Source organism: Pseudomonas sp. E6002 (assembly GCF_013385565.1).
In the GTDB taxonomy this organism is placed as follows: domain Bacteria; phylum Pseudomonadota; class Gammaproteobacteria; order Pseudomonadales; family Pseudomonadaceae; genus Aquipseudomonas.
The window spans coordinates 24103-47162 of the sequence record NZ_JACAPT010000019.1 but is presented as its reverse complement, the minus strand read 5'-3'; the positions used below and the strand labels follow the sequence as shown (position 1 = coordinate 47162).

Here is a 23060-nt window from a genome sequence, read left to right as displayed (position 1 = left end):
GTGTGCCCTCACTCCGGCTTTGGACCGTGGGCCGCCGTCATGGGCCATCCTTGGCCCAGGACGGCTAACCCGGCGTCCTGCCGGGTTACCCACGCTCCAAAGCCTGCGTTCGGCCAGCGTGGTTTAACGGGGCGCCTAAGATCAAAAGCAACATCAAAAGCAGGGCAACAGCAAGATCAAAAGCAGTTGGATTTAGTGCGTATCCACCAGCCCCAATTCCCGCGCTTGCGCAATCGGATCGCTGATGGCTTTGATGCGGTTGGCTTCCGTGATCAGGCGTGCTTGCTCAGCCGCCGGTATATCGTCCAGCGGCAAGCTGGCCACCCGTTGTTCGTAACCCGCCAATACCAGCACCAGCAGCTCATTACGCTGATGCCGTGGCAACGCGCGGGGCGATTGGGTGACGGGGGCGATGGTGTCCAAGGCCTGCTGCGCCTGGCCGCCAAGGGCGTAGGCCAGGGCCAGGTTGCAGCGGCTGTCGAGGTCGTCGGGTTGCAGGCCCAGGCTTTTGGCGAACGCGGTTTGTGCCGCGACGGCCTGGCCGTTCAACACCTGGGCAATGCCCAGTCGGGTGTAGGCGACCGGCGACTGGCTGGCCTCGGCGGCCTGGCCCAGGGCGGTCACGGCGCGTTGGCTTTTGCCAAGGCGCAGTTGCGCGGTGCCCAGTCCCAGCAGGGCGTCGGCGTTGTGGGCTTGAAGGCCGAGGGCCTGTTGGAAGGCGCGCTCGGCACCGACCGCGTCGTTGCCGTCGAGCCGTGCCTGGCCGAGTTTGAGCCACAAGTCGATGCTTGCGCCCGGTTGCTGGGCCGCACGTTCGTACAGCGCCGCCGCGCTGGCGTAGTCGCCGCGTTTGTTCAGGTCGTCGGCCAGCTTCAGCGAGCGGTCGGAATCGCTCGGCGCAGTATTGGAACAGGCAGCCAGCAACAGGCTGCCGGCAAGCAAAAAGTGTTTGGTCATCGTCACAACTCGTTGGGCGAAGGCGGACGTCATGTAAGCATATTTTCCATGGCGCTCCTATGTCTGTCGGTGCTGTTGGGTGCCTCGATCGCCCACGCCGACGAAGAGCCCGAATGGTTCGCCAAACCCTACGCCTATGTGCTGGTGGACCAGGACGTGCGCGCCGCCCTCGAAGAGTTCGGCCACAACCTCGATATCCCGCTGGTGCTCTCCGACAAGGTCCGCGGCAAGGCCCGCAGCACCGTGCGTGCAGCCACCGCCGGGGAGTTTTTGCAGACGTTGTGCAGCACCAACGGCCTGACCTGGTACTTCGACGGCAACCTGCTGTACCTCAATGCCAGCGATGAAATCACCACCAGGCTGTTCAAGGCCAACGCCCTGAACCTGGATCAGTTGCAGGCCTATCTGAACAACCTCGATGTGTTCGGCCAGCAGTTATCGATGCGTAACGGCCCCGAGGGCGATGAAGTCTTCGTCTCCGGGCCGCCGCCGTACCTGGCGCTGGTCCAGCAGCATGTGGATCACCTGCAGCCCAAGGCCGCCGCGCCTGTTGTGGCGCGCGAGCACGGCGTGCGGGTGTTTCGCGGCGCCCAGGTGAGCACTGAAACCCCTTGATTCACCCCAACCCCAGTAAAGGAGCATGACCATGTCCGTAACCGCCGTAGACAGCAACCTCGCCCCCGGTGGCGCCAGCCCTGAAGCCAAGTTCAACGCCGCGGTGGACAACGCCAAGAGCGCCGATAAACCGGAGATGACCGACGCCGAATTCACCGATGCCCTGATCACCCAGGCGGTCACCATCGGCGGCCAATTCATCATCATGCCCAAGGCCCAGGAAATGCTGAATGACGCCATGTCCGATGACGACGAAGAGTAGGGCGCACCCATGACCATCAGTCTCGCTGCCAGCGCCACGGCCTTGCCGCCGTCCGCCGGCGCGGGGCCCGCCGGGGCCTCGCAGAATCTGTTCGAGCACATGGCCAATACGGCCAAGGGCATGCCCGAGGGCGCCAGCCCCCATCAGATCGGCTCGGGGCTGATGGAGCGCCTGAACAGTTTTATCGACCGCTCCCGGACTTTTTCCGAGCGGGCCGATTTGCTCACCAATAACCCCTCGGCGCCGCCGCAAGTGGCCGCTGCGGATATCCGCACCTCGGGTGCCTCGCCCACCGCAGAACCGGGCAAGAAAGTCGCCGAGCAGCAGGTCGACCAGATCGTCCATTCACTGGGCAAGATGTTCGACTACTCCATCGAAACCCAGATGGTGGTGCGCGGTGCGACGCAGATTTCCGGTTCCGCCAACACGCTGCTCAAGGGTCAATAACGCCATGCCAAGCCCGAATCGTGCCCTGCGCCTGCTGCTGATCGGCGTGCTCGCCAGCCTCTTGCAGGCCTGCGACATGGACCTCTACACCAACCTCAGCGAGCGCGACGCCAACGCCATGGTCGCGGTGCTGCTGCGCGACGGCATCCCGGCGACGCGCAAGGTGCAGGACAACGGCCAGTTGAAAGTGGTGGTCGACGAACAGCGCTTCGCCGAGGCCATGACCCTGCTGGACAACGCCGGCCTGCCGCAGCAGAGCTTTTCCAACATGGGCGAGGTGTTCAAGGGCAATGGCCTGGTGTCGTCGCCGGTGCAGGAGCGGGCGCAGATGATCTATGCCTTGAGCGAAGAACTGTCCCACTCGGTGTCGCAGATCGACGGCATCGTCTCGGCGCGGGTGCACGTGGTGCTGCCGGACAATGACCTGCTCAAGCGGGTGATTTCGCCGTCGTCGGCCTCGGTGCTGGTGCGCTACGACCCGGGCACCGACATCAACACGCTGATTCCGCAGATCAAGACCCTGGTTGCCAACGGCATTTCCGGCCTGAGCTATGACGGTGTGTCGGTGACCGCGATCAAGGCCGCGGTGTCCATCAGCCAGAACCCGGCGCAACCGCGACTCGCGCGTTTCATGGGCCTGTGGCTGTTGGAAGACAACCTCAACCAGGCGCGGTTGCTGTTCGGTGGCTTGCTGCTGCTCGCCCTCGGCGCGGGTGGTGTGTTGGCCCGCCAGCAATGGGCGCGGCGCCAGGCCCAGGCGTTGTATGTGCTCAAGGAGGGTGAATGAGCCTGGTTGAGCGTTGGCAGGGGCTGATCGCCCAGCCGTTGCAGTTTGTGCGCGAGCAAAGCCTTGGCGAGTGTTTTGGCGAAGGCCTGCCGGTCGAGGTGCTGCAAGCCCTGCATGGGCAGCCGCGTTTTCGCTCGCGGCTGGAGCAACTGCTGGCCAGCCATTATCAGCTGGCGCCGCTGGCGCATCTGGTCACGCCGCCCGCCGCTGATTTGCCGGTGCTGCTGCTGAGCCCGGCGCAATTTGCGCGTCTGCCCAGGCTGTGTGGTGCGATCTGGCATGGCTCGACCCTGAGCCGGGAGATCCGCCGCGAAGTGGTCAATGAATTGCGCGAGGGCCTTGGCCAGGAAGCCTTTGCCCTGGCCCTCGCGCACCGGCAGTTGGGCGGCGCGGCCGACCTGCTGCGCGAGCCCGCCGAGTTGATCGACGCCATCGACCGCGATGGCCTCACCTGTGTCGCCGCCTGGCTGCAAGCCCAGCCTGCCGAGTTGCAAGGCTGGCTGCCCCTGCGGTTTGTCGCACCCAAGGGCTACAGCGGGCGCTTGCCCCGCGACCTGGAGATCGTCCAGACCGTCGCCGCCCGGTTACTCGCCGAGGAGCTTGCCCATGAGTGAATTACCCAGCCGTCCGGCCGCGCGGATTTTGCGCGCCGATGAAGCGGCGTTATGGACCGATGGCTTTGCCTTTGTGCAAGCCGCCAGGGCGCACGCCGAGCAGATCAAGGCCGACAGCGACCAATGGCTGCACGCCGCCCGCGCCGAGGGTTTTGAAAGTGCGCGCCGCGAAGGTGCCGAACAGGTTGCACAGTTGCTGCTGGAAACCCAGGCCCAGGTCCAGCATTACCTGGCCGGGCTTGAGGCGTCGCTGGCGGACCTGGCCCTGGGCATCGTGCGTGAAGTACTCGGCGAACTGGATGACACCGACCGCGTGGTGCGTTGTACACGCCAGGCCCTGAGCGCGTTTCGCCAGGGCCAGGCCTTGACGTTGTGGGTGCCGCCCGCCGAAGTGAATGCCCTGCGCCCACAGTTGCTCAAGGACGGCATCGCCGTGGAGGCCGATGCGCAACTGGGCGCCGGCCAGGCCCGCCTGAGCAGCCCGGCGGGTTCGGTTGAGCTGGGACTGGAGGCGCAACTGCAAAGCCTGCGCCGCAGCCTGTTGCCCTTTGCCGAAGAGGGCGTGGCATGAACCTCGATCAACTGCTGCCGCGCCTGACCGAGCGGCTGTCCCAGGCCCGCTTGCGTCCGATGCAGGGCACGGTGCTGAGCATTCGCGGGGTGTTGCTGCGGGCCAGCGTGGCGGGCGCGAGCATCGGTGAGCTGTGCCACCTGCGCGACCCGGTCAGTGGTCGCAGCCTCAGCGCCGAAGTGATCGGTTTTGATGGCGACGAAGCGATCCTGTCGCCCATCGGTTCCATGGAAGGCCTGTCGACCCGCACGCAAATCACTGCCACCGGCGAAAGCCTGGGTGTGGCCGTGGGCGATGCGCAATTGGGGCGAGTGATCAGCCCCATGGGCGAGTTTCTCGACGGTGACGGTGTACCGCCAACCCTGAACCTGCAGACCTACCCCTTGCATGCCGAGCCACCGGCCCCGTTCTCCCGGCAATTGATCGTGCGCTCCATGGCGTTGGGCATCCGCTCCATCGACGGCTTGCTGACCCTCGCCCAGGGCCAGCGCATGGGCATCTTCGGCGAGCCCGGTGTGGGTAAATCCTCCTTGTTGGCGAGCATCATCCGCAACAGCGAGGCCGAGGTGATTGTCATCGGTTTGATCGGCGAGCGGGGCAGGGAAGTGCGCGAACTGCTGGACGTGCAACTGGACGCCACGGCCCGCGCACGCACCGTTGCTGTCGTCGCCACCTCCGACCGCCCGGCCGCCGAGCGGGTGCGCGCGGCATTTGTCGCCACCACCCTGGCCGAGTACCACCGCGACCAGGGCCGCAATGTACTGCTGTTGATGGACAGCCTCACGCGGTTCGCCCGCGCCCAGCGCGAAATCGGCCTGGCCGTGGGTGAACCGCCGACCCGCCGCGGTTATCCGCCGTCGTTTTTTGCCACCTTGCCCAAGTTGCTCGAGCGCGCCGGTCCGGGCCCTGCCGGCAGCATCACCGCGCTGTACACCGTGCTCACCGAAGGCGACGCCGCCAGCGATCCGGTGGCGGAGGAAGCGCGTTCGATCCTCGACGGGCATATCGCCCTCAGCGCCGAACTGGCGCAGCGCAACTATTTCCCGGCGGTGGACGTGCTGCGCAGCCGCAGCCGCTTGATGGAGCAGGTCGCCGGTGACGAACACAAGCGCCTGGCGATGCGCATCCGTGAATTGATGGCGCGCTACGGCGAGATCGAAATGCTGATCCGCGTCGGCGAGTACTCCGCCGGCAGCGACCCCCTGGCCGACGAAGCGATCACCCGCCATGGGGCAATTGAAGCCTTCCTGCGCCAGAGCGCCGACGAACCCAGCAGCCCCGAACAGACCTTGATCCGCATGCGCCAGGTGCTGGCATGAGCCCGAAAACGCAGCAAGCTCCAGTGTGGGAGCTGTCGAGCTTCAGCGAGGCTGCGATGGCGTCAGCACAGCCAACATCAATGTTGCCTGACCCACCGCTATCGCAGCCTCGCCGGGGCTCGACAGCTCCCACATTCGATCTTCATGCACTCAGTGAGTGCGCTGTTGGTATGACGATGGAGAAAAGAACCGATGAAGACTGAACAACTGCGCACCCTGCAAACCCTGCGGGTGCTGCGCGAACAGCGGGCGGCGAGCCAGTTGGCGGCGCAACAGCAACGCTGCGCGCAAACCCGCGGCGCCTTGACCGACGCCAAGGAACAACTGCGCCTGCACCGTGAGGCCGTTGCCCATGAAGCCGGCGAGATTTACGCCTCGCTGACCGAAGGCCTGTCGGTGGCCAGTTGGCAGGCCGCCCAGGATCGCCTGCGGGGCTTGGCCGACGATGAGCAGGTGCTTGAAGGCGACGTCAGCCACGTGTCCAGTACCCTGCAAACCCAGGAGCGCGAGCGTGAGCTGTTTCGCCAGGAGCGCCTGAGCCGCCAGCGCCAGTCCGATGCCTGGCAAAGCCTGCTGGACGGGCGTGAAAGCAGCGAACGGGTGGCCGGCGAGCTGCGTGAAGAACAAGGACTCGGCACATGATCGTGGCCCTTGCCGACCCGTTGGCGCCCTGGCTTGAGCACTACGACCCGGCGCTGCTCACGCTGCATAACCAATTGCACCGCCGGCGGCATGCGTGGCAGGGCCGCTGCGCCGGGCAGGATCTGAGCGTCGCCTGGGCCGCCGATCCCCAGCCGCTGAAAACACCCCGGGATGTGTTGCTGTTGCTCGGCCAGTCACCGGTGCGCTTGCGACTCTCGGCTGCCGCCCTGGAACAAGTACTGGTGCCGCTGGCGTTGCAGTTCGACGCGCAAGTGCTGCCGGCATTACCGCGTTCGCTGCTGCTGGAACTGGCCGTGCTGGACCTGATCGAGCGCCTCGAACCGTTGCTCGGCCACCCCGTGCAACTGCTCGAAACCAGTGACGACCTGCGGCCTTATGCAGTGCATCTGGCGCTGACATTGACCTTCGGCAACAACCCGCCAATGGCCGCCCAACTGGACTTGAGTGAAAGCGCTGCAGTGCTGGTGGGCCAGTTGCTGGAGCAGCACGGCCAGATCGACGCCGACCCGTTGCCGGCGCTGCGCCACACGCTGTCGGTAGTGGCCGGGCGGCAATGGTTGAGCCTCGGCGAGCTGCGCAGCCTGCAGCCCGGCGATGTGCTGATGCTCGAACCCGGCAGCGGCTGGCTGCTGGACCTTGAGGGCCGCCTGCAAGCCCGCTGCCAGCGCGACGGCTCGTCGCTGCAGGTGCAGGAACCTCTGAACACGCCCCTTTTGGACATGGAGAACACAATGACTGACGTCGATGCCGCCGCGGCCCTGGACGATTTGCCCCTCAAGCTGGTGTGCCAGGTCGGCAGCCTGGAACTGACCCTGGCGCAACTGCGGGAACTGGGGGCGGGCAGCCTGCTGCAACTGAATACGCCGACCGTGGATGGCGTCGACCTGATGGTCAACGGCCGTCGCGTCGGCCAGGGCCAACTGGTGAAAATCGGTGACGGCCTGGGCGTGCGCCTGCTGAGTTTCGCCACCCCATGACCGGTTATCAGCCGAACCTGATCGAGATCATCCTGGTGGTTGCCACCATCGGGTTGATCCCGTTGGCGGTGGTGACCCTCACCGGCTTCATGAAAATCTCGGTGGTGCTGTTCCTGATCCGCAACGCCCTGGGCGTGCAGCAGACGCCGCCGAACCTGGTGCTGTACGGCATCGCGCTGATTCTCTCGGTGTACGTCACCACGCCGTTGATTGGCGACATGTACCGCCAGGTAGAGGGCCGCGACCTGAATATCGAGCACGTCGAGCAACTCAAGGACCTCGGCGACGCCCTGCGCCCGCCGCTACAGGCGCACCTGGCACGGTTTGCCAACGAGTCCGAGCGCGGCTTTTTTGTGCAGGCCACCGAGACCATCTGGTCGCCGGAAGCCCGTGCCGACCTGCGGGATGACGACCTCGTGGTGCTGATCCCGGCGTTTGTCAGTTCGGAGCTGACCCGGGCCTTCGAGATCGGGTTCCTGCTGTACATCCCGTTCCTGGTGGTGGACTTGCTGGTGTCCAACGTGCTGATGGCGATGGGCATGTCGATGGTCTCGCCGAACCTGATTTCGATCCCACTGAAAATCTTCCTGTTCGTGTCATTGAGCGGCTGGTCGCGCCTGATGCACGGTTTGATTCTGAGTTACGGCTGAGGCACGACCCATGGGCCAGGACGTTTTCCTGTCATTGATGAAACAGGCACTGATGACCGTGCTGATGCTCTCCGCGCCTGCGCTGGGGGTGGCGATCATCGTGGGTTTGAGCGTGGGCCTGTTCCAGGCGCTGACCCAGATCCAGGACCAGACCCTGCCCCAGGTGGTGAAGCTGGTAGCGGTGTTGTTGACTATCGTGTTTCTCGGCCCGGTGCTGGCCGGGCAAGTGGCGGAACTCGGCAGCCAGGTGCTGGACAATTTCCCCTTGTGGACGCGCTGACCGCCCATGGATGCCAGCCTTACCGCACAGTTTCTCGAAGTCGCCTACCCGGTGATCAGCTCGGCCTCGCTGGCGGCCTGCCGGGCCATGGGCGTGGTGGTGATCACCCCGGCGTTCAACCGCCTCGGGCTCACCGGGATGATTCGCGGCTGCGTGGCCGTGGCGATTTCGATCCCGATGTTCATGCCGGTGTTCGACGCCATGACCTCGATGCCCAACCACGGCAGCCTGTTTATCGCCGGGTTGCTGATCAAGGAATTCCTGATCGGCATCCTGATCGGCCTGTTGTTCGGCATTCCGTTCTGGGCGGCGGAAGTGGCGGGGGAGTTGATCGACCTGCAGCGCGGTTCGACCATGGCGCAACTGGTGGACCCGTTGTCCACCGGGGAGTCGAGTGTGATGTCCACCTTGCTGACGGTGATGTTGATCACGCTGTTCTTCATGTCCGGCGGTTTTATCCTGATGGTCGACGGTTATTATCACAGCTACCAGCTGTGGCCGGTGACCGCGTTTACCCCGGTGTTTGCCAGCTCGGCGTTGCTGGCAGTGTTGTCGATTCTCGACCAGATCATGCGCGTCGGGGTGCTGATGGTGTCGCCGCTGATCATCTCGCTGCTGGTCACTGATTTGATGCTGGCGTACCTGTCGCGGATGGCGCCGAACCTGCATATTTTCGACCTGTCGTTGCCGGTGAAAAACCTGTTTTTCTCGATCCTGATGGTGATCTACATCGGCTTCCTGATTCCGTTGATGCTGGACCAGTTGGCGGAATTTCGCGGCACGGTGGAGCTGCTGAAAACCCTCGCGGGCATGGAGTAGCGCATGGGCGATACCAGCGAAGAGAAGTCCCAGCCGGCCACGGATAAAAAACTCAAGGACGCGCGAAAGAAAGGCCAGGTCGCCAAGAGCCAGGACTTGGTCTCGGGCATGGTCATCCTGTTCTGCACCCTGTGCATTTCCATCCTCGCGCCCCGGGCCCAGGCCCAGGTCACGGCGCTGATCGACCTGACTGCGCAGATCTACATCGAACCCTTCGCCACGGTTTGGCCACGGGTGCTGGACCATGCCGAGCAACTGGTGATCGGCATTACCCTGCCGGTGATGGCGGTGACCACCGGGGTGGTGATCCTGACCAATATCATCACCATGCGTGGCTTTGTGTTTTCCGTGGAGCCGATCAAGCCGGAGTTCAAGCGTATCAACCCGGCGGAAGGCTTCAAGAAGCTGTTTGCCCTGCGCAACTTTGTGGAATTCATCAAGGGCCTGATCAAGGTGCATGTGTTGGCCGTGGCGTTCTACGTGGTGGGGCGGCATGCGTTGCAGGCGTTGATGGAGTCGTCGCGGTGTGGCGCGGGGTGTATCGAGTCGACGTTTTTCCTGGTGCTCAAGCCGCTGGTGTTTACCGTACTCGCGGCCTTCATCCTGGTGGGCGGGGTGGATGTGTTGATGCAACGCTGGCTGTTCGGCCGCGACATGAAAATGACCCGCAGCGAGACCAAGCGCGAGCGCAAGGACATTGACGGCGACCCGTTGATCAAGAGCGAACGGCGACGCCAGCGCCAGGAGATGCAGGCGCTGGCCACCAAGCTGGGGTTGGGCCGGGCGTCGATGATGATCGGCACCACCGATGGCTGGGTGATAGGCGTGCGTTATGTGCGTGGTGAAACGCCGGTGCCGGTGGTGGTGTGCCGCGCTTCGCCGGAGGAAGCGTTGGGGATGTTGCAGGAGGCGTTTGATTTAGGGATACCGCAAGCGCCGGACAAGGGCTTGGCGGAAGCGATTGCGCGCAAGACGGTGCCGGGGGATCCGGTGCCGGATGCTTCGTTCCAGGCGGTGGCGGACTGGTTGGTGGCGGCGCGGTTGATCTGACGATCTTGAGCCGAACACCGATCAAAATGTGGGAGCGGGCTTGCTCGCGAAGGCGGTGTTTCAGTCACTGAAAATGTTGACTGACCCACCGCCTTCGCGAGCAAGCCCGCTCCCACATGGGTTCTGCCGGGTGTCAGTACGTTCAGTTATGGCTTGTCCACATCATGGTACTCACCCCCATACCCATCCCCCACCCGCCAGATAATGTCGTGGTTCTCATTGGTCCATTCCGACGGTTTCAGCGAGTACTTGTAGTCCTCTGAGTTACGGTTATTCCCGTCACCGATAAAGTCCGGGTGGTCCCGCCGATGGTCGCCCCCGCGGATACTCGACCGCGCATCCCACTCTTCCTTGCGGAAATCAAAAATGCTCTGGTCCTGCGGCGCATCCCGCTGGCCCCAGTCGGAGAGGTACGTCTGCAACCACACGTACGCTTCATCTCCGTTGGGCTTGAGCAGCCCGTCCTGCTTGAAATCCTGGATCTGGTCCCAGTTCTGCATCGAGATCTTGTGCAGCTTGTGGGACTGCACCGTGCTCAAGATCGCCCCGACAAACGACAACGCGCCGGAGATCAAGAAACCCACCGGTCCCAGGAACGGAATGATCCGCCCGGTCACCCCCAGCGTGCCCAGCACGCCGCCGGCCGCGCCCACCAGGCTGCTGACACCACCGGCCATCGACAGTGAGCCCGAGGCGATTTTCACCGGGTCTTTCTCGCGCACACCATCACGCAAGGTAAACGCCGCCTGCACCACACTGATCACGCCGCCTGCCACGTCGGTGGCCATGCCGATCACCTTGATCGCGCTGCTGGCGAACTTCGCGCCAAACCCGGCCCCGGCCACGCCGCCGCGGCTGGCAATGCCTTTTTCAATGCCTTCCTGGATCTTCGCCGCGCCTTCGTCGCTCCAGCCGCCGCTGTTGAGGGCCTTGCCCACGTCCTTGCCGTCGTCCATGGCCTGGTCGACGATGTCGAAGTACTTCTTCTGCACCGCCTCGGCGTCCTTGGGCAGCGCGTGGTACCCCTCGCCGGGCTTGGCCCACAGGTCGGGCAGGGAACGGTCGAAGCCCATCAGCTTGTACGCGTTGGTGCCGCGCAACTTGTCGTAGACCTTCAAGCCCAGCGTGGCGAAGTGCGAGCCGGTGCCAAGGAAGCCAAGGAAGTCGTTGGCGATGCCCAGGCGTTTCATCGGCGTATCCGCCAGCTTGCCGCCTTGTCCGGCGAGTTGGTAGACGATACGGCCCATGCCGATCGCGCCGCCCACTGAGCCGAGTACGCCGTTGTCCTTGAGGAAGTTGAGGTTCTTCACGAACGAACTGCGGTTCTCTTCGCTGAGGCCCGGCATGATCTCCTTGCTCACGGCCTTGTCGATGTCGCTGAAGCTGATCACGCCGTTTTTCTGCCAGGTGTCGCCGAGGGAAATCATCGCCTTGCCGAAATCGGCGGCGGCGTTTTTGTCCTTGAGCAGTTGGTCGACGAACTTCGAATACACACCCAGCGCCTGGCGCGGCAGGCCGTCGGCACTGCCCTTGAGCATCGACAGGATTGCCATGGTGTTGTCGGTGGTGGCCAGGGCGGTGTTGTCGTCTGAGATCTTGGTGGGATCGTCCATCAGCTTTTCAACGGCATCGGTGTAGCCGTCGATCTGCAGGTTTTGCAGGAAGTTGTCGGCCTTGGCCGGGTCGATATCGGCCAGGGCGGTGTAGGCGGTCTGGATTTCCTGGGTGGCCAGTTCGGTCTTGCCGCTGTCCTGCAGGGACTTGATGTACTGGGTGAAGTTCTCCGAGGAGATGCTGTCGATCAGGCGCTGCCTGGTCTCATCGACCTTCGCCTGGCCGCCGTCGACCTTGCCCAGGGCTGCGTCGTGGTTGGCCTTGATGTCGTGCTGGATGGTCGAGTCGCCGAGCAGGTCGTTGATGGTCTGGTCGATGGCCTTGGTGTCGAAGATGTTGTCGCGTACGTCCCGCGAGGTCACGTCGATGGGCGTGGTGGCGATGCCCTGGTTGCCGAAGCCGTGCTCGGGAATGATCGACATGCCATTGTCGGCCATGCTCCTGGCTTCCACCGCCCGCAGGAACTTGGCGCGCGGGTCGTCCTTGCCGATGCTGCCGTCCTTGACCCCGGCGCGGTAGCTGTCCACCAGGGTTTTCATCGACAGGTCCTGCACCGACAGCGGGTTGCCGCTGTCATCTTTCTCGGTGGTGGTCAGGTTGTCGACGGAGACGTCCTTGAGGGGCGGCAGGCCGTTGTCGGTGCGCAGCTTGTCGACGTCGGTGGTTTGCGCGGCGATGTCGCTGCGGTAGCTGGAAATCTGCTCGAACATCTGTGGATTGCTGTCTTCCGACACCACGATTTTCTCTTCGCTGCCCCCCGGCTTGTGCTGGGTGAAGGCGATCAGGCCCGGGCCATAATCACCGGCGCCGCCGACGCTCATGATGTCTTCGGTGGAGGCCAGGTAAGCGTCCGGGGCGGCGAGGGTGTAGCCGTCGCCCTTGGCCTTTTCGATGCCAGCCAGGGTTTGGCCCTTGCTGGTGTAGGCGGCGAAGGCTTCGGGGGTGATGTCCTTGGACACCACCAGCAGTTTACCGTCGGCCTGGTTGACCACCAGGATGCCGTCCATGGGCGCATCGACCTTGCTGATGTCGCCCAGCTTCAGGCTGGCCTCGTCCTTGCGCAGCAGTTCCTGGCCGGGCAGGGACTGGGCGTTCTTGATGTAGTCGAAGGCCTGCGAGCCTTCGCTGGCGTGCACGGCGTGGAGGAAGTTGTAGAAGGTGCCGCCCGCGTTGGGGTTGGGGTTGCCGAGGTCGGCGCCGGGCTGCGGCAGGTCGGCTTCGGACTTGCTGATCGCGTACTTGTGGCCCTGGTGTTCGAACAGGATCACTCCGGCGCTGCTGTCTTCGGACACCACTTTCAACTGGCTGAAATCGAGGTCGCCCGGCAGGCTGGTGACTTCTTCATAACCTTTGGATTTGCCGTCATTGAGGGCTTCCTTGGTCACCCCGGCCTGGGTGTAGGTGCTGAACGCCTGGGGCGTGAGCAATTCGGAAATGACCAGAGTCTTGCCGTTTTCAAGGCTGACCTTGAGGATGCCGTCTTCAGCCTTGCCCACGGATTTGATGTTGGCCAGGCGCACGCCGTCGCCGTCTTCGCGCAGCAGTTGCTGGTCGGGGTTCTTCAGGCTTTCGACGATGGCCTTGCCGGCCGGGGTGCCCTGGGTTTCGGCCAGGGTCTGGAGGAAGGTGTACAGCGGGGTACCTTCGTCGGGCCCGCCCTGGTTGACCGGGGCTACGGCATGGCCGAAGCGCAGGTTCTTCAATACGTCGAAGCCGTCCTGGGCGTTGGCCGCACCCTCGGCGCTGATCTTGTATTTGGCGCCGTCCTGTTCGAAGTAGATCACCCCGGCGTCCTTGTCTTCGGAAATGACCTTGAGCTTGTCGATGTCGAGTTTGGCCGGGAGGGCGGTGACTTCCTTGTAGTCCTCGGGCTTGACGGTTTTGTCGCCCGGCCCGGTGCTGGCAAGGATTTTGGCTTTGTTCAGGACGGCGTCGAAAACCCGCTCGGGAGCGTTGGGTTGATCGACGCGGGGCGACGCGGATTTTTCGGGGCGGGTGATCATCGGTTCAGTCCATGTGAGGGGCGCACGAGGACTCGATAGTAGGGGCTGCAAGCGAGTGAAAACGGGTTCGTTGGCAACAAGTCACAAGCTTTCACAGGTGTGAAATTCACGTCCCGGGGTAGCGCGTCTCCATCACGACGGACAATGCATCCGGACGCCAGAATTCCTGGTCGAACTCCACCGGCTGGTCATCCTCGCCGAAGTTCAAGCGTTCCAGATACACGCTGGTGGAACCGGTGGACAATTGCAGCAACTCGGCCTGTTCTTCATTCACCGTGCCAATGTGCATCTCCAGCTCACACCGCGACAGCACCCGGGAAAACCGCTCCCGCAGCAGTTGGGTCAGCGAGGTATTCAGGTCAGCCTCCAGCAGCCCAGGGCACCAGCTGGCCAGCAGCGCGTTGAACTCCAGCAACACCGGCCGTCGGTCGATCCAGCGCCGCCGTTGCAGGAAAAACATCGGCTCATCCGCCGACGCGAGGCCCATCCGCCTGGCCAGCCAGTCGCCCGCGGGGCGCAGCTCTGCGTGCAGGCATTCGGTGCGCGGCGTACGGCCTTGGGCACTTACGTAATCCATGAAGCCGCTGATGCGCGTCGGGTCATAGCGGATGCGCCGGGGGCTGACAAACCAGCCGCGACGGTTTTCCCGGTACACCAGGCCCTCGGCTTCCAGTTGCTGCAAGGCCTGGCGCAAGGTGACCCGGGTGCAGCCGAAGCGCTCGATCATCTCCCGTTCGGACGGGAATTTCTCATCCGCCTGCGGCACACCCGCCGCGATATCGTGGGCGATCTGTTCGCGAATGCGCTGGTAGTGCGGTGAAATCGGGTCGAAAGGCATCCTGGGGTTCCGTGTGCAGGCCTGGCGTGGGCGTGACTCTACCGTTCCTGTTGGCGCAGGTCACGCTGCCACGACACCAACCCATACGCCGCCAACAGCACAAACCCGGCATACAGCGCAGCGGTCAGTTGCAGGTCCTTGTACACAAACAGCCCCACGTAGACCGTATCCAGCACGATCCACAGCCACCAGCTCACCACATACTTGCGCGCCGCCCACAGGCTGGCCACCAGGCTGAAAGCGGTGAGCAGCGAGTCGAGCCACGGCAGTGCGGCATCGGTGAAGTGGTGCATGGCGGCGCCCAGCAGCAGCGCGCCGATCACCCCGGCGAGCAGGTGCCGCCATGCTTCCTGGACCGGCAGCCGTTCCACCCGCACCTTGCCCGCGTCGATGCGCCCGGTGCTCCAGCGCCACCAGCCGTAGCCCTGCAACACAGCGAAGACCAGTTGCAGGAGCATGTCGGAATACAGCTTCACGTCGAAGAAGATCCAGCCGTACAGCAACACCGCGACCACGCTGACCGGCCAGCACCAGCGCACCCGTCGGGCGGTGAGCCACACCCCGGCAATATTGAAGATCACAGCGACTATTTCCAGCGGCGTCATACGGTCCCCTCAGGGTCAGTTTTGCAGGTGCAGCGCCTGTTGCTTGAGCTGGCGCTTGCGTTCAAAGGGCAGTTTTTCCTGGTCGCCATACGGCGCGCTGTACCAGTTGCCGTAAGTCGGGTTGGGCAGCACGAACCAGCGCTGGCCGAGCCAGCCCAGGTAGGGTTCGGCGGCCTTGCGCTGGGCGTCCAGGGTGTTGTGTTCGGCCTGCACGAAATCCCCCAGGGAATCACCCGCCAGGATCAGCACGCGGGCGTGTTGGGCGACCCATTGGCGTCGGCAGTTCTTGCCGTAGCCGGCGTGTTCGCAGCCGCCAATGGGCGTGCCGGCAGCCAGTACCTGCTGCTCGCTGTCCACCGGAAAGCCCCGCAGGCGCAGGTTGTTGACGGTGGCCTGGACCTGGCTTTGCTCGCGGTTGGTGATGTAGTACACCGTGATGCCTTTGTGTTTGGCGGCCTGCAGGAACGCCACGGCGCCCGGCAGCGCCTGGGCCTTGGCCTGGTCGACCCAGGTGTTCCAGCGGTCGTAGGAGTAGACCTGGTTGTTGACGACGTCCCGGGCATTCAGCGGGATGTTGTCGAGCACGGTCTCGTCGATGTCGACGATCACCGCTGGCGGCAGCCCGGCCAGATTGCGCGGTGGCAAGGGCAGGGCGTCCCAGTCCGGGGTCTTGAGGGCCACGTCCAGTTGGCGAGTGGCGTTGGCGAACACCTGGCGGTAGATCAGCTCGTGCTCGATGGAGGTCTGGGTCCACAGCACCGCATCCAACTGGTCGTTGGCGGGCGGTTGCTGCTGGCAGCCGACGAGGGCGGTGGAGAGCAGGCACACACTGGCAAAAATCAGATTACGCATGAACAGTCAGCCTCAAAAATTGACGGTGGCGGATAACCGCGCGGTGCGTGGCGCGCCGAGGAACAGGTAGCCATCGCCCGCCGATTCACCCACATCGCGCCAGTAGCGTTTGTCGAACAGGTTGTCGACGGTCAGGCGCAGCACAGTATCGTAATCACCGACTTTGGTGCTGTAGCGTCCGCCGACATCGAACACCGCGTAGTCGTCGACCTTCACGCTGGCCTCGCGGTTCGCGTACTTGCTGCCGCTGTATTGCACGCCGCCGAGCAGGGCCAGGCCCTTGATCCCGGGAATGCTGTAGTCGCCGTGCAGGCTGGCGCGCAGCTTGGGCACGTTGATCGCCTGGTGGCCGTCGTAGTCGTCGGTGCCGCTGCCGCTCACCCGGGCGCGAATCGCCGCCACGCTGGCGGACACTTGCAGGTTGTCGGTCACCCGACCATTGGCCGAAAGCTCCAGGCCGACGTTCTTCTGCTGGCCCTGCTGTACGAAGGTGATGCTGCCGTCATCGTTGGGCCGGTTGTATTGCAGGTCCTGGGTGATCTGGAACAGCGCGGCGGTCAGGCTCAGGCGCTGGAAGTCACGCTTGATCCCCACTTCCAGCTGGCGCGAGGTGGTCGGCGGCAATACCTCATCGGCGTTGCTGCTGAACCATGCCGCGGTGCCGCCCAGGGACAGGCCCTTGCTGTAGCTGGCGTACAGGGTGGTGTCCGGGCGCGGCTTGTAGATCAGCGCCACCTGGGGCAGGAATACGCTGCGCTGGGTATGGCGGGTGGTGTCGCCGGCCTGGTCGTAGGTTTCTTCGTCGAGGCGCACCTGGCGCCCGCCGAGAATGGTTTGCCACTGCTCGTTGAAGCTGATGCGGTCGCTGGCGAACAGCCCGTATTGGCGGCTGTCCAGGCGCCGATAGGTATGGCCCAGCGGCCCCTCGTAGGGGTCAAGCACCGGCGGCTTTTCGTAGATATTGCCCTCGCCGATGTATTCGTTGACCGATTCACGCCGGTCCACCAGGCGGCGGAAGGCAGTGGTGCCGAAGGTCAGGTCATGCTTGAGAAAACCGGTGTCGAACTGGCCGTTGAGGGCGGCCTGGGCTTCTTCGTTGCTGCGGGTGTCATCGGGGCTGCGGTAGTCCGAGATGTCGTAGTCGCCCTCGGCGCTGAAGTGGTTGGGCACTGCGGTGTTGGCGCAACTGGCGGCGCCGTAGCAACCCCAGGCGAAGGTGCTGTAGTCGTCGATCACCACGCGGCTGCGGGAGGCGCTGAAGCTGGCTTTCCAGGCCTCGTTGAAGCGGTATTCGAACAGGCCGTCGAGGTTCAGCGACTTGATGCCCACCGGGTTCGACCAGCTCTGGTAGCCCAGCAGATCCCGTGGCGACACGTTGTGGGGCACGGTGGTGCCGCCGAGCAATTGGTATCCGGGCACCGAGCGTTGCTCGCGGTTCTGGTATTCGGCGTTCAGTTGCAGCAGGGCGTTGGGGCTGATGTTCCAGTCGAGGGCCAGGGAGGCAAAATCCCGCTGGCCGTCGGCGTGGTCGACGTAGGAACGGATGTCTTCGTGGGCCAGGTTGACCCGCACCCCCACCTGCTGCTCGGCACCGAGCCAGCCGCCGACGTCGGTGGCCAGGTAGCGCTCGCCGTGTTCGTTGGTGGAGACAGTCACCGAGCGCACGTTCTCCGGGCGCTTGCTTACGTAGTTGATCAAGCCGCCGGGTTCGGACACGCCGCTTTGCAGCCCGGACAGGCCCTTGAGCACTTCCACTTGCTGCTTGTTTTCCAGTGCGACGTTCTGTTCGCCGGTGATGGTGCGACCGTTGATCTTGTAGCTGCTGGCCGGGTTCAACGAGAAACCGCGCACCACGAAATTCTCGTAGTAACCCACCGGCGCATAGCTGTCGCCGACCGAGGCGTCGTTCTTCAATACTTCACTGAGCAGGCGGGCTTGCTGGTCTTTCAGGCGAGCCTCGGTGATCACCGCCACCGAGGCCGGGGTGTCCAGCAGCGTGGCGTTATCGAAGCCGGCGACAGCGGCCTTTTTCGCCTGGTAGTCGGTGGCCTGTTCACCGACTACGGTGACGGTGTCCAGGGTCGCGTCCTGGGCGTGGGCGGCCGTGGCGGCGAGGGTGATGCTCAGGGCGAGCAGGGTGTGACGGTACGGTGTTGCCATAAAAGGAGCGCTCCAAGGGCCTGCCCGCTGGCGCCTCGCGCTTTATTGGGCGCAAAGGGGCCCTGCGCTGCGCAACGGACGGGTTGCCAGTACGAAATTAAAAAGCCGGGGTCGCCGCAAAGGGCGTCAGGCCGGAGCTGCTCCGGTAGTCATTGGTAAGCGTGCGTCGGCGGCCCATTCCTGCAGCGAGCCGTCGTAGAGTGCGAGGTCCTGGCGACCCAGCAGGGTCAGGGCCAGGGCGTTGGCCGCCGCGGAAATTCCGCCGCCGCAGTACAGAATCAATGGACCGTCGCTGTGCAGCAGCGTGGGTCCGATAGCCACGGCCAGGACGTCCTTGGGCAGGTAGCGACCCTGTGCATCAAACAGCGTGCGTGCCGGCAGGTTGTGGCTGCCGGGTATGTGCCCGCGCCGGGCGTAGCGGGTGGCTGCGGTGCCGTCGAACAAGGCGCTGCCCAACGCGCAGACGAGTACGCCGGGTGCTTGTCCTGCGGCCACCGCCTCAACGCCTGCGCGGTCGATCCACAGTGGTGCGTAGGTGCTGATCGGCCAGGGTTCGACGACGGGTGTGTTTGCAGGCTGCCCGCTGTGCTGCGGTAACCCCGCCCGTTGCCAGGCGTTGAAACCACCGTCCAGCACGCCGGCGTGAATGCCCAGCCCGCGCAGCATCCACCACAGGCGTGCGGCCCAGAAACCGTCGGCGCGATCGTAGATCACCACGTTGCTGCCGGCGCCTGCACCCAGATTCGCCAGTGCCTGAATCAGGCCTTGTGGTGTTGGCAGGGCGAAGCTGTAGCTCGCTTGAACGTCGGCCAGATCGGTCAGCAAGTCGGCATGCCGTGCGCCGGGGATATGTGCGTGCAGCCAACCGGCATGACCGCTGGCGACCCGGTAATCACCGTCAAAACGCGGGGATGGCAGGACGACGGTGGCGTCCAGTATCACCAGCCCGGGCTCCCCGAGGTGGGCATGCAGCCAATCGGTATCGACCAGGATACTCATACGGATTTTCGCCGCAGGTGGTTGAGCAATCGTTGCCCCTGGGCACCGGTAAACCACTGCAGATGGCCCAGCAGGTAGGCGTGATAGGCCACGTCGGCACTGCGGGTGGAACCCACTACGCCTTGGTAGTACGCGATTTCGGACAGGGCAAAATCCACATGCACCAACGGCAGCAGGGCGCTCAGGGTGTGCAGGTCCTGGGCGCTCAATGGCCGGCCCCGGTGATAGCCGGTGAGCAATGCGTCGACGCTGTCGAGGTCCGCTGCTGCCAGGCCACCGCTGTCCAGGTCCAGCCAGGGCACGGCGTTGCGTTCGATGGCGGTCGCCAGGTCGTAGAGGGCGAAGGTGCGGTCGGCGAGGCCGAAGTCCAGCACGCTGGCGACGTTGCCGTCTGCATGCCACAGCAGGTTCGAGGCGTGCCAGTCGTTATGGGTCCAGAGCGCCGGTTGTTGGTGCAGCAAGGGTTGCAGGGGCGCGTGCCAGGGCAACAGCAGCTCGGTCAGCCGTGCGTGCCAATCCTTGTCGGCGAGGTACTCGGTCAGCGCGGGGGTGTTGGCGATCGCGGCCATTGGCGCGGGTTGTTCGATCACCCGGGCGTTGGCCAGCAGCACTTCTGTTTGACGGCGGGGTGCGCTGTAGTGCTCGGCTGCGAGGTGCAATCGAGCCAGCGCCACACCCGCCGCCTGCGCATGTTGAGTGCTTTGGAAGGGCGACCACGACAGCGCATCGCGGTACAGGTCAAGGCCCTCGGCGACATGGTGAATCTCGTAGGTCCATTCACCTTGCGTCGTGGCCGTTGCACTGTGGCGGTTCGACACCACTGCGGCAACCGGTGCGCCGTGGCGATGCAGGTGGGCGATCAGGCGGTGTTCTTCTTCCAGCCATGCGGCTTGGCGCACGTGCCGGTGATGCCGTTTGACGAACAGGGTGGCGCTGCCGGTATTGATCAGCCCGGCTGCGGAGAACGGTCGCGGGCTGTGCCAATGCAAACTGCGCAGTTGACCCAGTTGCGGGTACTCGTGCAGCAGCTGTTGGATATCTGCTTCGTGCAGCGCTGGCCAGTCGGCAGCTACCGGATCAAGCCCCAGGCCATGGGCGGTGCGTTGTGGATTCATGCCGTCGCCCCGGGCAGATAGGCGTTGCTGGTTGCCCCTTGCCACACCTGCGGATTGTCGAGCACCGCGTGCTCGTGCAGCCACTCGGCATAAGGTTTCAGCAGCGCCTGGCGTTGCTCGCCCCAACGACCGTCATGCAGCCAGGTCGGAGCGATTTTGTGCAGGGATGCGCTGAGCAATTCCGCCGGGAAATACGGTGTAGTGTGCTCATAGGCCGCCAGCGCGATGGCTGGCTCTTCGGCCACGGCGAGATAGCCACGGGCAGTGGCCGCGAGGAAATCACGCACCAACCCGGGCTGCTCGGCGAGGGTTTGTTCGTGGGCGCCCAACAGGTAGCTGTGATACGCCGGTGCGCCAATCTGATCCACCGGCAACACCACCCGGCGTTCTGCTTCGATGGGGCTGTGCATCAACGCTTCCCAGGCCCAGTAGCCGCCGAAACTGGCATCGGCGATGCCTTCGGCCAACTGTTCGGGCCGCAACTCACGTACGCCGCTGTCCACCAGGATCACGCCATCAGGGTCGCCACCGTCGTTGCTCACAAGGTGACGCACCATCGCCAAACCCCGTGGCGTGGGGTTGAGCGCCAGGCGCTTGCCCACCAGGTCTCGTGGGCGGCGGATGCCGGAGTCGGTCAGGGTTTGAATCGACTCAAGGCCCGCATGATTGATCGCCGCGATGCCTTGTAGGGCTTGCCCCTGGCCGCGCCGGACCAGCAGGCGGTTGCTGGGGAAAATGCCGAAGTCCGCCGCGCCGGTCAGCAGGTGTTCAAGGGTGTCGCCACGGTAGGGGTCGTGCACCACCAACTCCACATCCAGGCCCAGCTCGGCGTACCAGCCGCGTTCCCGCGCCAGGTACAAACCCGCCGAATTCGGCCAGGGATGAAAGTACTCCAGCATTACCTTTACCGACACCATCGCTTGCTTCTCCAGCCTGCAGTCTTTTGATGGGGGCGATTTATAAGGGAGCAATCTGGTATATACCAATATCGTTTATTGCTATGGATATAACCGGGACCAAAAAAAAACGCGGCCCAAGCCGCGGTTTTTTACTCATCGCCTGGGTCAATCGGCAACGATGGCGTACGTTTCGATTTCGACTTTCTGCCAGGGGCGCAGCATCGAATCCACCTGAATCAGGCTGCTGGCCGGGCGAATGGCGTCGAACACCTCGCTGTGTGCCTTGGCGACGGAGGCGGCATCGTTGATATCCCGCAGGTAGACCACGGTGCGCACTACGTCTTCAGGGCCCATGCCCGCCTCGGCCAACACCTTGTTGACGGTGACGAGAATGGCCTGGGCCTGTTCGTAAGCATTGCTGTGTTCGTAATCGGGTGAGGCGCAGGTGCCGGAGATGTGCAGGTGGTTGCCCACGCGAACGGCGCGGGAATAACCGAACACGTTTTCGTACTGACCGCCCGAGGAAATAGTTTGCCGCGCTGTGGTTTTACTGGTCATGGTGGTTCTCATGTTGGGAGGGGTTTACCGGTGGAGTCCTTGACGAACAGGATCGAAATCAGGCCGACCACGGCACCGCCGATCAGGTACCAGGCGGGAATCATCTGGTTGCCGGTGATCGATATCAGCCAGGTATTGATCAGCGGGGCCGTGCCTCCGAACAGCGAGACCGCGACGTTGTAGCTCAAGGCGAGGGCGCTGTAGCGCACGCGGGCCTTGAACAGCGAAGTCATGGTGGCCGGCATCGCTCCTTCAAAAAACAACTGGGCGAGGGTCAGGATCAGCAGGGCGGCCAGCAGCAACCCGACACTCTGGGTATGCAGCAGCATGAAGCAGGGGAACGCCATGACGATCAGCAGCACGCAGCCGGTAATGATCATCCGGTTCCGGCCCAGTCGGTCGGCCAGCAAGCCTGAAACCGGGATCAACACCAGCATGAACAGCGTCGCGGCCATCCCCAGGTTCCTGGCGAACGTATTGCTGTACCCGAGTACGTTTTCCAGATAACCCGGGATGTACCCGAGGATGATGTAGTAGGTCACGTTGAACACGGTGACCAGGCCCATGCATTGCAGGATTTTCGGCCATTCGTTGACCAGTAAGCTGAACAGGCTGGGTTCGGCGCCCGTCGCCTTTCGCAGTTTTTCGTTGGCCTGGATTTCCTTGAACACTGGTGTTTCTTCCAGGCCAAGGCGCAAGTAGAGGGCGATCAGGCCGAGCAGGCCGCCAATCGCAAAGGGCACGCGCCAGCCCCAGTCCTGCATGGCTTGTTCGCCCAGGCCCAGGGTAAACAGGCTGACCACTGCACCGCCCAGCAGGAACCCGGAGATATTGCCGAATTCCAGCCAACTGGTGAAAAAGCTGCGTCGCTCGTCCGGCGAATGCTCGGCGATGAACGTGCAGGAGCCGCCGTACTCGCCACCCGCCGACAGGCCCTGGAGCAGACGCATGAGAATCAACAGGACGGGCGCAAACAGGCCGATGCTCGCGTAACTCGGGATCAAGGCAATGGCGAAGGTTGCGACGGCCATCAGCGTGATGCTCAGCGACAGCGCCGTGCGCCGGCCAAACTTGTCGCCAATGGGACCGAACACCAGGCTGCCCAGTGGCCGAATCAGGAAGCCCGCCGCGAAGGTGGCGTAGATCGCCATCAACTGGGTGGTCGGGTTGTCGTTGTGGAAGAACGTCTTGCCGATGATGCCGGCGAGAGAGGAGTAGAGCGCAAAGTCGAACCATTCGACCATATTGCCCAGTGTCACGCCGACGACCGCTTTGGTCAGCCGTTTGCGTGAGGGTTCAGCCGATGCACGGTCGGCGGGAAACCCTTGATGAATCGAGGAAGCGTGAACTTCGCCCATGATATTGCCCTCTGGAATAATTGTAGTGAGGCAGCAGTCAATAGGGAG

Annotated in this window: 24 protein-coding genes; 13 read left to right on the top strand and 11 right to left on the bottom strand. The window is 63.8% G+C overall.

What is annotated here, in order from left to right; genetic code table 11:
• Nucleotides 1-192 precede the first annotated feature (192 nt).
• Entirely contained in the window at nt 193-957 is a 765-nt protein-coding gene (locus tag HX815_RS16570; protein ID WP_177023009.1) for a tetratricopeptide repeat protein, read from the bottom strand.
• 48 nt (nt 958-1005) lie between these two features.
• On the opposite strand from HX815_RS16570, the gene HX815_RS16565 reads away from it, so the two are divergent.
• The 13 genes from HX815_RS16565 (at nt 1006) to HX815_RS16505 (ending at nt 10011) form a co-directional block, all read left to right on the top strand.
• Nucleotides 1006-1572: a type III secretion protein gene (locus tag HX815_RS16565; protein WP_102369493.1), complete on the top strand. Its 567-nt coding sequence runs from the start codon at nt 1006-1008 to the stop codon at nt 1570-1572.
• A gap of 31 nt (nt 1573-1603) precedes the next feature.
• Nucleotides 1604-1834 (top strand): hypothetical protein, encoded by a 231-nt coding sequence (locus tag HX815_RS16560; protein ID WP_003208330.1) that lies wholly within the window; start codon nt 1604-1606, stop codon nt 1832-1834.
• Between the two features lie 9 nt (nt 1835-1843).
• Nucleotides 1844-2281, top strand: a complete 438-nt coding sequence (locus HX815_RS16555) for a hypothetical protein (protein WP_003208328.1) — start codon at nt 1844-1846, stop codon at nt 2279-2281.
• Nucleotides 2282-2285: 4 nt separating this feature from the next.
• On the top strand, nt 2286-3068 hold the full coding sequence (sctJ, locus tag HX815_RS16550) for a type III secretion system inner membrane ring lipoprotein SctJ (protein WP_003208326.1): 783 nt from the start codon (nt 2286-2288) through the stop codon (nt 3066-3068).
• Nucleotides 3065-3682, top strand: coding sequence for a hypothetical protein (locus tag HX815_RS16545; RefSeq protein WP_003208324.1), 618 nt, complete (start codon nt 3065-3067; stop codon nt 3680-3682). The genes sctJ and HX815_RS16545 overlap by 4 nt, the downstream gene beginning before the upstream one ends.
• The gene (locus HX815_RS16540) at nt 3675-4253 is read left to right on the top strand and encodes a FliH/SctL family protein (protein WP_177028592.1); all 579 of its coding nucleotides are present in this window, start codon (nt 3675-3677) and stop codon (nt 4251-4253) included. The genes HX815_RS16545 and HX815_RS16540 overlap by 8 nt, the downstream gene beginning before the upstream one ends.
• On the top strand, nt 4250-5572 hold the full coding sequence (locus tag HX815_RS16535; RefSeq protein ID WP_177028591.1) for a FliI/YscN family ATPase: 1323 nt from the start codon (nt 4250-4252) through the stop codon (nt 5570-5572). Before HX815_RS16540 ends, HX815_RS16535 begins: the two co-directional genes overlap by 4 nt.
• A 192-nt stretch (nt 5573-5764) precedes the next feature.
• Nucleotides 5765-6214, top strand: coding sequence for a hypothetical protein (locus tag HX815_RS16530; protein ID WP_102606212.1), 450 nt, complete (start codon nt 5765-5767; stop codon nt 6212-6214).
• Entirely contained in the window at nt 6211-7212 is a 1002-nt protein-coding gene (gene sctQ, locus HX815_RS16525; protein WP_102369489.1) for a type III secretion system cytoplasmic ring protein SctQ, read from the top strand. Before HX815_RS16530 ends, sctQ begins: the two co-directional genes overlap by 4 nt.
• On the top strand, nt 7209-7862 hold the full coding sequence (gene sctR, locus HX815_RS16520; RefSeq protein WP_003208316.1) for a type III secretion system export apparatus subunit SctR: 654 nt from the start codon (nt 7209-7211) through the stop codon (nt 7860-7862). Before sctQ ends, sctR begins: the two co-directional genes overlap by 4 nt.
• A gap of 10 nt (nt 7863-7872) precedes the next feature.
• Nucleotides 7873-8142, top strand: coding sequence for a type III secretion system export apparatus subunit SctS (sctS, locus tag HX815_RS16515; RefSeq protein ID WP_003208314.1), 270 nt, complete (start codon nt 7873-7875; stop codon nt 8140-8142).
• Between the two features lie 6 nt (nt 8143-8148).
• Nucleotides 8149-8961: a type III secretion system export apparatus subunit SctT gene (gene sctT / locus HX815_RS16510; RefSeq protein WP_003208312.1), complete on the top strand. Its 813-nt coding sequence runs from the start codon at nt 8149-8151 to the stop codon at nt 8959-8961.
• Between the two features lie 3 nt (nt 8962-8964).
• Nucleotides 8965-10011 carry an EscU/YscU/HrcU family type III secretion system export apparatus switch protein gene (locus HX815_RS16505; RefSeq protein ID WP_003208311.1) on the top strand — a complete coding sequence of 349 codons (1047 nt, stop codon included), beginning with the start codon at nt 8965-8967 and terminating at the stop codon, nt 10009-10011.
• A gap of 146 nt (nt 10012-10157) precedes the next feature.
• Here HX815_RS16505 and HX815_RS16500 read toward each other — a convergent pair whose 3' ends face one another.
• The 10 genes from HX815_RS16500 to HX815_RS16455 form a co-directional block, all read right to left on the bottom strand.
• A complete protein-coding gene (locus HX815_RS16500; RefSeq protein WP_177028590.1) occupies nt 10158-13628 on the bottom strand; it encodes a hypothetical protein in 3471 nt (1156 codons plus the stop codon).
• Nucleotides 13629-13734: 106 nt separating this feature from the next.
• Nucleotides 13735-14466 (bottom strand): UTRA domain-containing protein, encoded by a 732-nt coding sequence (locus HX815_RS16495; protein WP_177023005.1) that lies wholly within the window; start codon nt 14464-14466, stop codon nt 13735-13737.
• A 38-nt stretch (nt 14467-14504) separates the two neighbouring features.
• Entirely contained in the window at nt 14505-15071 is a 567-nt protein-coding gene (gene pnuC, locus HX815_RS16490) for a nicotinamide riboside transporter PnuC (RefSeq protein ID WP_177028589.1), read from the bottom strand.
• A 15-nt stretch (nt 15072-15086) separates the two neighbouring features.
• Complete coding sequence (locus HX815_RS16485) at nt 15087-15923, bottom strand: 5'-nucleotidase, lipoprotein e(P4) family (RefSeq protein ID WP_177028588.1); 837 nt, start codon at nt 15921-15923, stop codon at nt 15087-15089.
• Between the two features lie 12 nt (nt 15924-15935).
• A complete protein-coding gene (locus tag HX815_RS16480) occupies nt 15936-18083 on the bottom strand; it encodes a TonB-dependent siderophore receptor (RefSeq protein WP_177028587.1) in 2148 nt (715 codons plus the stop codon).
• A 126-nt stretch (nt 18084-18209) separates the two neighbouring features.
• Nucleotides 18210-19082, bottom strand: coding sequence for a sulfurtransferase (locus tag HX815_RS16475; protein ID WP_177028586.1), 873 nt, complete (start codon nt 19080-19082; stop codon nt 18210-18212).
• Nucleotides 19079-20197: a phosphotransferase gene (locus HX815_RS16470; protein WP_177028585.1), complete on the bottom strand. Its 1119-nt coding sequence runs from the start codon at nt 20195-20197 to the stop codon at nt 19079-19081. The genes HX815_RS16475 and HX815_RS16470 overlap by 4 nt, the downstream gene beginning before the upstream one ends.
• Nucleotides 20194-21114, bottom strand: a complete 921-nt coding sequence (locus HX815_RS16465; protein WP_102369481.1) for an ABC transporter substrate-binding protein — start codon at nt 21112-21114, stop codon at nt 20194-20196. The genes HX815_RS16470 and HX815_RS16465 overlap by 4 nt, the downstream gene beginning before the upstream one ends.
• A gap of 147 nt (nt 21115-21261) precedes the next feature.
• Entirely contained in the window at nt 21262-21654 is a 393-nt protein-coding gene (locus HX815_RS16460; RefSeq protein ID WP_003208292.1) for a Rid family hydrolase, read from the bottom strand.
• An 8-nt stretch (nt 21655-21662) separates the two neighbouring features.
• Nucleotides 21663-23012 carry an MFS transporter gene (locus tag HX815_RS16455; protein ID WP_008433139.1) on the bottom strand — a complete coding sequence of 450 codons (1350 nt, stop codon included), beginning with the start codon at nt 23010-23012 and terminating at the stop codon, nt 21663-21665.
• Between the last annotated feature and the right edge of the window lie 48 nt (nt 23013-23060).

Coding starts and splice junctions, on each gene's coding strand:
- HX815_RS16570 (WP_177023009.1), bottom strand. CDS start 957: ATGACCAAACACTTTTTGCTTGCCGGCAGCCTGTTGCTGGCTGCCTGT.
- HX815_RS16565 (WP_102369493.1), top strand. CDS start 1,006: ATGGCGCTCCTATGTCTGTCGGTGCTGTTGGGTGCCTCGATCGCCCAC.
- HX815_RS16560 (WP_003208330.1), top strand. CDS start 1,604: ATGTCCGTAACCGCCGTAGACAGCAACCTCGCCCCCGGTGGCGCCAGC.
- HX815_RS16555 (WP_003208328.1), top strand. CDS start 1,844: ATGACCATCAGTCTCGCTGCCAGCGCCACGGCCTTGCCGCCGTCCGCC.
- sctJ (WP_003208326.1), top strand. CDS start 2,286: ATGCCAAGCCCGAATCGTGCCCTGCGCCTGCTGCTGATCGGCGTGCTC.
- HX815_RS16545 (WP_003208324.1), top strand. CDS start 3,065: ATGAGCCTGGTTGAGCGTTGGCAGGGGCTGATCGCCCAGCCGTTGCAG.
- HX815_RS16540 (WP_177028592.1), top strand. CDS start 3,675: ATGAGTGAATTACCCAGCCGTCCGGCCGCGCGGATTTTGCGCGCCGAT.
- HX815_RS16535 (WP_177028591.1), top strand. CDS start 4,250: ATGAACCTCGATCAACTGCTGCCGCGCCTGACCGAGCGGCTGTCCCAG.
- HX815_RS16530 (WP_102606212.1), top strand. CDS start 5,765: ATGAAGACTGAACAACTGCGCACCCTGCAAACCCTGCGGGTGCTGCGC.
- sctQ (WP_102369489.1), top strand. CDS start 6,211: ATGATCGTGGCCCTTGCCGACCCGTTGGCGCCCTGGCTTGAGCACTAC.
- sctR (WP_003208316.1), top strand. CDS start 7,209: ATGACCGGTTATCAGCCGAACCTGATCGAGATCATCCTGGTGGTTGCC.
- sctS (WP_003208314.1), top strand. CDS start 7,873: ATGGGCCAGGACGTTTTCCTGTCATTGATGAAACAGGCACTGATGACC.
- sctT (WP_003208312.1), top strand. CDS start 8,149: ATGGATGCCAGCCTTACCGCACAGTTTCTCGAAGTCGCCTACCCGGTG.
- HX815_RS16505 (WP_003208311.1), top strand. CDS start 8,965: ATGGGCGATACCAGCGAAGAGAAGTCCCAGCCGGCCACGGATAAAAAA.
- HX815_RS16500 (WP_177028590.1), bottom strand. CDS start 13,628: ATGATCACCCGCCCCGAAAAATCCGCGTCGCCCCGCGTCGATCAACCC.
- HX815_RS16495 (WP_177023005.1), bottom strand. CDS start 14,466: ATGCCTTTCGACCCGATTTCACCGCACTACCAGCGCATTCGCGAACAG.
- pnuC (WP_177028589.1), bottom strand. CDS start 15,071: ATGACGCCGCTGGAAATAGTCGCTGTGATCTTCAATATTGCCGGGGTG.
- HX815_RS16485 (WP_177028588.1), bottom strand. CDS start 15,923: ATGCGTAATCTGATTTTTGCCAGTGTGTGCCTGCTCTCCACCGCCCTC.
- HX815_RS16480 (WP_177028587.1), bottom strand. CDS start 18,083: ATGGCAACACCGTACCGTCACACCCTGCTCGCCCTGAGCATCACCCTC.
- HX815_RS16475 (WP_177028586.1), bottom strand. CDS start 19,082: ATGAGTATCCTGGTCGATACCGATTGGCTGCATGCCCACCTCGGGGAG.
- HX815_RS16470 (WP_177028585.1), bottom strand. CDS start 20,197: ATGAATCCACAACGCACCGCCCATGGCCTGGGGCTTGATCCGGTAGCT.
- HX815_RS16465 (WP_102369481.1), bottom strand. CDS start 21,114: ATGGTGTCGGTAAAGGTAATGCTGGAGTACTTTCATCCCTGGCCGAAT.
- HX815_RS16460 (WP_003208292.1), bottom strand. CDS start 21,654: ATGACCAGTAAAACCACAGCGCGGCAAACTATTTCCTCGGGCGGTCAG.
- HX815_RS16455 (WP_008433139.1), bottom strand. CDS start 23,012: ATGGGCGAAGTTCACGCTTCCTCGATTCATCAAGGGTTTCCCGCCGAC.